We start from the raw sequence: 4,238 nt of genomic DNA, 5'->3' as shown, positions 1-4,238 counted from the left end.
CCGCGCGGCCAGGAAATCCGCCATCCCCCCCGCAACCGTGGCGCAGGTGGCCAGCGCCATGCCCTGCGCCGTGCCATAGGCCATGCCCGCCGCAAGGCACACCGCCTGGCGTGGCAGTCCCAGCGCGCAGAACGCCGAACCCGCCAGCACGAACCACACCCGCCCCCACACCCCGTCACGCAGCATGGCGACATTGCCCGGCCCCATGTCCAGGCCCGCGCGCAGGCCCGGCATGGCGCGCACCGCGACCACCAGCGCCACCGCCAGCCCAACCATCAGCGCCGGACGCAGCAGCACGCCCACACCTGCGCGCGGCGCGGCGGCGCAAGGCGGGCCATCAGGGGGATCAGGGACCACGGATGGCGGGGGGCGGCACGATCGCGTCACGCGGGGAAGGACGTCCTCTGTTGCGATATATGTGGCGCGGGCGCGCACGCCAGTCATGCCGTGGACGTGCGGCAGACACGAAAACCTTACCAGCGCCCTAGCATTGCCTTGCGGCGGCGTGCAAGGCCAGTCTAAATCCGGCCTATGTCCGCACATCCTTCCTCTGGCCTCGCCAAGGGCCGCGACTCCGTTTTCCCGGCCAGCGCGCATGACCGCCGCCGGGTCTCGAACTGGCTGTTCGCCATCTGCTTCATGCTGCTCGGCATGATCGCGCTCGGCGGGTATACCCGCCTGACGGGGTCGGGCCTGTCCATCATGGACTGGCGGCCGATCACCGGCATGATCCCGCCGCTGTCGCATGCGGAATGGGAACGGCAGTTCGAACTGTACAAGACCATCCCCCAGTACAAGATCCTGCATGACGGATTCGGCCTTGCCGGGTTCCAGCAGATCTTCTGGGCGGAATGGATCCACCGCTTCTGGGGGCGGCTGATGGGGATGGTCCTGCTGGTCCCCCTGATCTGGTTCGCCGTGACCGGCGTCCTGTCGCGCCGCCTGATCGCGCGCCTCCTGCTGTTCTTCGTGCTGGGCGGACTGCAGGGCGCGATCGGCTGGTTCATGGTGGCGTCGGGCTTCAATCCCGACAGCACCGCCGTGGCGCCAGTGCGCCTCGTGCTGCACCTGTGCTGCGCCTTCGCGCTGTATATCGCCATCCTGTGGACCGCGCTTTCGACCCGCACGCCAGTCCCCGAATTCATCCCCGCCACGCCCGAAGTGGTGCGGGTCCACCGCCTGGTCTGGGCCATCTGCTGCATCGTCGGCATCACCATCGTCGCGGGCGGGTTCACCGCCGGGACGCATGCGGGCTTTTCGTACAATACCTTCCCGCTGATGGACGGGCACCTGATCCCGGCGGGATATGCGCGGCTGCATCCCTTCTGGCTCAACTGGTTCCAGAACGTCCCCGCCATCCAGTTCGACCACCGCCTGCTGGCCACCGCCACGGCGACGCTGATCGGCGTGACGATCTTCCTTGGCCTGCGCACCCCGAAACTGGGCAAGCCCGCGCAGGACGCGCTGATGGTGATGGGATGGGTCGTGCTGCTGCAATATGCGCTGGGCGTAACCACGCTGCTGCTGGTGGTGCCGGTCTGGGCGGGGACAGTCCACCAGACCTGTGCCGCCCTGCTGCTGACCACCGCGATCGTGGTGCTGCACCGCCTGCGCGGGGTCGGCCGGGTCTGATACCCGCCGGGATATGCGGTGCGGGGATCACCTGCTGATAAAAATGAAAAGTTTCTGGTGCCGCCTTTTTTAGAAGGCGGCATTCCTTTTGAAGCTTCCTTGAAAAAAGCTTCACCACAAACTTTTACGACCGGCGACCACGTAAAGCTTTGCCTGATGAATCGGTGTGCAGGGGCCTGTGGTCCCTGCCGGGTCCGGGCAGAGCCCGGAATCTGGCACCCGGCACTCCAGACATGGTCTGTAGCAGTTTTCCGCCCCTCAGGGACCGGACCTCCTTCCCCTGACGCGCTTAATGCGCGGCAGGCTGGGATGCAGCGGAATTATCCTTTGGCACATCGGTGATATGCGGCGGCAGGGTTGGCGTGGCCTCGTCCTGCTGCGCCTTGGGCTGCGCGGCAGGGACAGCACTCCCCGGCGGCACGGCCGAGGCCCCCGCTGGCGGCAGCGGAGCCGGAGTCGCAGGGACAACCGTGGAGGTCGCGGGTGCAACCACATTTTCCGCCCCGGCCGCATGATCGGCGGCAGGTGCCGCCGGTGCAGTGGCGGAGGGCTGCGCCATTGTCTGCGCCGGTGCGCCAGAGGACGTGTCTGCGGCCACGGGGGCTGCAGCCGGTTTCGGCGCGGCCTCCGCAGGGGCGGATGCCGCCGGCGCAGGCGTCGCGGATGCGGGGGGCTGGACTGGCGGCGCACTCGACGGCGGGGTGGGCGCGCTTTCGCCCACGCTGGACACCTGCGGCAGGGCGGGCGTCGGCGCGACCGGGCGCGGCGTCAGGGCCACGGCCGGCAGGTTGTAATGGTCGATCGTGTCCTTGTCGCTCTGCACGCCATAGGCATTCATGGGCGGCAGGGCATGGGCGACGGGCCGGTCCGGCAGGTCGGCGGCCGGGTTATGATCCAGCACCACGCGGGTATTCTGCGGGTAACGGTCCATCAGGCCCAGAAGCGTGCCGTTGGTCCAGCCAAAGCCGATCTGCATCGGATACTCGCCCCCGCCCTTGCCGCCCTTGGGGCTGATATAGGGGTTGGAGACGTCATATTTTTCCAGCAGCACGCCCGACTTTTCGTACGTGCCGATCACACGCCCCATCCACCGTGCGGCGATGTCACTGGCAAGTTCATCATACCCGTACTGGTTCAGGCCCTTGACCGCCATCCACTGCAGCGGTGCCCAGCCGTTTGGGGCATCCCACTGCTGCCCGCTGTTGGTGCGTTCGGTAGCGACCAGTCCCCCGACCTTCAGCAGGTTCTTGCGGATCGTCTCCGCCACGGCCTTGGCCTGTTCGGGGGTGGCCATCTGCAGGAACAGCGGCATGGCCGTCGCCCCCGACAGGATGGAGGTCGATTCGCCCTTCTTCCAGTCATAGTCGATATAGGCGGCGCGGCGCTCGTCCCACAGGATGCGCTGCATGGCGGCAACCCGCTCCTCCGCGATCCTTGCGTACCGCGCGGCGGCTTCCTTGTCCCCTTTCAGGGCATAGGCATGCGACAGCGTCTGCGCCAGATGCGGGATCAGGCAGTTCAGCTCCACCGTCAGCAGTTCGGTCGTATGGATGGTCGAAAGCGTATGCCCGTCCGCCAGCCAGCGCGAGGTGAAGTCCCATCCCGTCTCCGACCCGGCGCGCAGGTCGCGGTAGACTTCCTCCGGCTTGCGCGCCGACTGCGACGCCGCCGTGGCGAGGTCTTCGGGATAGCTTTCGTCACGCGGCGTATCGCGGTCGTCCCAGTGGCGGTTCATGACCGTCCCGTCAGGGAGGCGCACCACATGGCGGTAGGCCCCGCCCGGCGCCACCGAATCCGCGCCATCCATCCAGTAGTCATATTCCGCCTGCAGTTCCGGCAGGAACGTGGTGTAGGCGATCTGCCCGTCATGCATCGCCAGCAGGTCCACCATCAGCGAGAAGAACGGCGCCTGCGAACGGCTGAGGTAATAGGTGCGGCTGCCATTGGGGATATGGCCATAGCGGTCGATCATGGAGGCCATGTCACGCACCATGTCGCGCATCAGGTCGATCTTCCCGTCTTCATACAGGCCGATCATGGTGAAGTAGCTGTCCCAGTAGTACAGCTCGCTGAAACGGCCGCCAGGCACGACATAGGTATAGGGCAGCGGCAGCTGTGAGGAATACTGCACCTGCGTGTCGGGCGGACGCTGCAGCACGTCCCACATGCCCATGATGTAGTCGCGCACGTTTTCATTGGGGCTGCGCTGGTAGGTGACGGTCTTGCGTTCGGGCATGGTGAAATGCTGGCTGACGAAATCCTTCAGCACGAAATCCGGGCGCACCTTCGCGGCCCGGTACTGCGCCAGCAGGTCTTCGGGGGCTTCGTCCGGGATGGCATCCACCGCCGTCTTGGCGTCGGCATAGATATGCGCGCGGGCGATATCCTCGAACAGGCCGTCAAGCACGACCGAAGGGGGCCGCAGGTCCTGCGTGATGGTCACGGGGGCCGCCGCCTGCGCCAGCAGGGCGTTGGCGGGCGGAACCATGTGCGACCCGGCGAGTTCCTGCCTGTGCCCGTCCTCCGGCGCGGGGGCGAGTATGCCCGCCGGTGTATCGACATGCGCGGCAGGCGACGTCACCTTCGTCCCGTCGGCGGCCACGGCG

Annotated in this window: 2 protein-coding genes and 1 pseudogene; 1 reads left to right on the top strand and 2 read right to left on the bottom strand. The window is 66.9% G+C overall.

Features of this window, described 5'->3' with window-relative positions; genetic code table 11:
* Positions 1 to 387 (bottom strand): annotated as a pseudogene (locus KMAL_RS16200) (hypothetical protein); the annotation flags it as partial.
* A gap of 144 nt (positions 388 to 531) precedes the next feature.
* Between KMAL_RS16200 and KMAL_RS16195 the strand changes: the two are divergent.
* On the top strand, positions 532 to 1,632 hold the full coding sequence (locus KMAL_RS16195) for a COX15/CtaA family protein (RefSeq protein ID WP_180999861.1): 1,101 nt from the start codon (positions 532 to 534) through the stop codon (positions 1,630 to 1,632).
* A gap of 289 nt (positions 1,633 to 1,921) precedes the next feature.
* On the opposite strand, the gene treF is transcribed toward KMAL_RS16195, so the two are convergent.
* On the bottom strand, positions 1,922 to 4,238 hold a 2,317-nt coding region (gene treF, locus KMAL_RS16190), incomplete at its 5' end, for an alpha,alpha-trehalase TreF (protein WP_110096495.1).

Origin of the sequence: Novacetimonas maltaceti (assembly GCF_002906255.1) — a bacterium.
In the GTDB taxonomy this organism is placed as follows: Bacteria; Pseudomonadota; Alphaproteobacteria; order Acetobacterales; family Acetobacteraceae; genus Novacetimonas; species Novacetimonas maltaceti.
The sequence above is the reverse complement of the archived record's forward strand: the minus strand, read 5'-3'. Positions and strand labels throughout refer to the sequence as shown.

Excerpts from the sequence above, each read along its gene's own strand:
- KMAL_RS16195 (WP_180999861.1), top strand. The coding sequence starts at position 532 with ATGTCCGCACATCCTTCCTCTGGCCTCGCCAAGGGCCGCGACTCCGTT.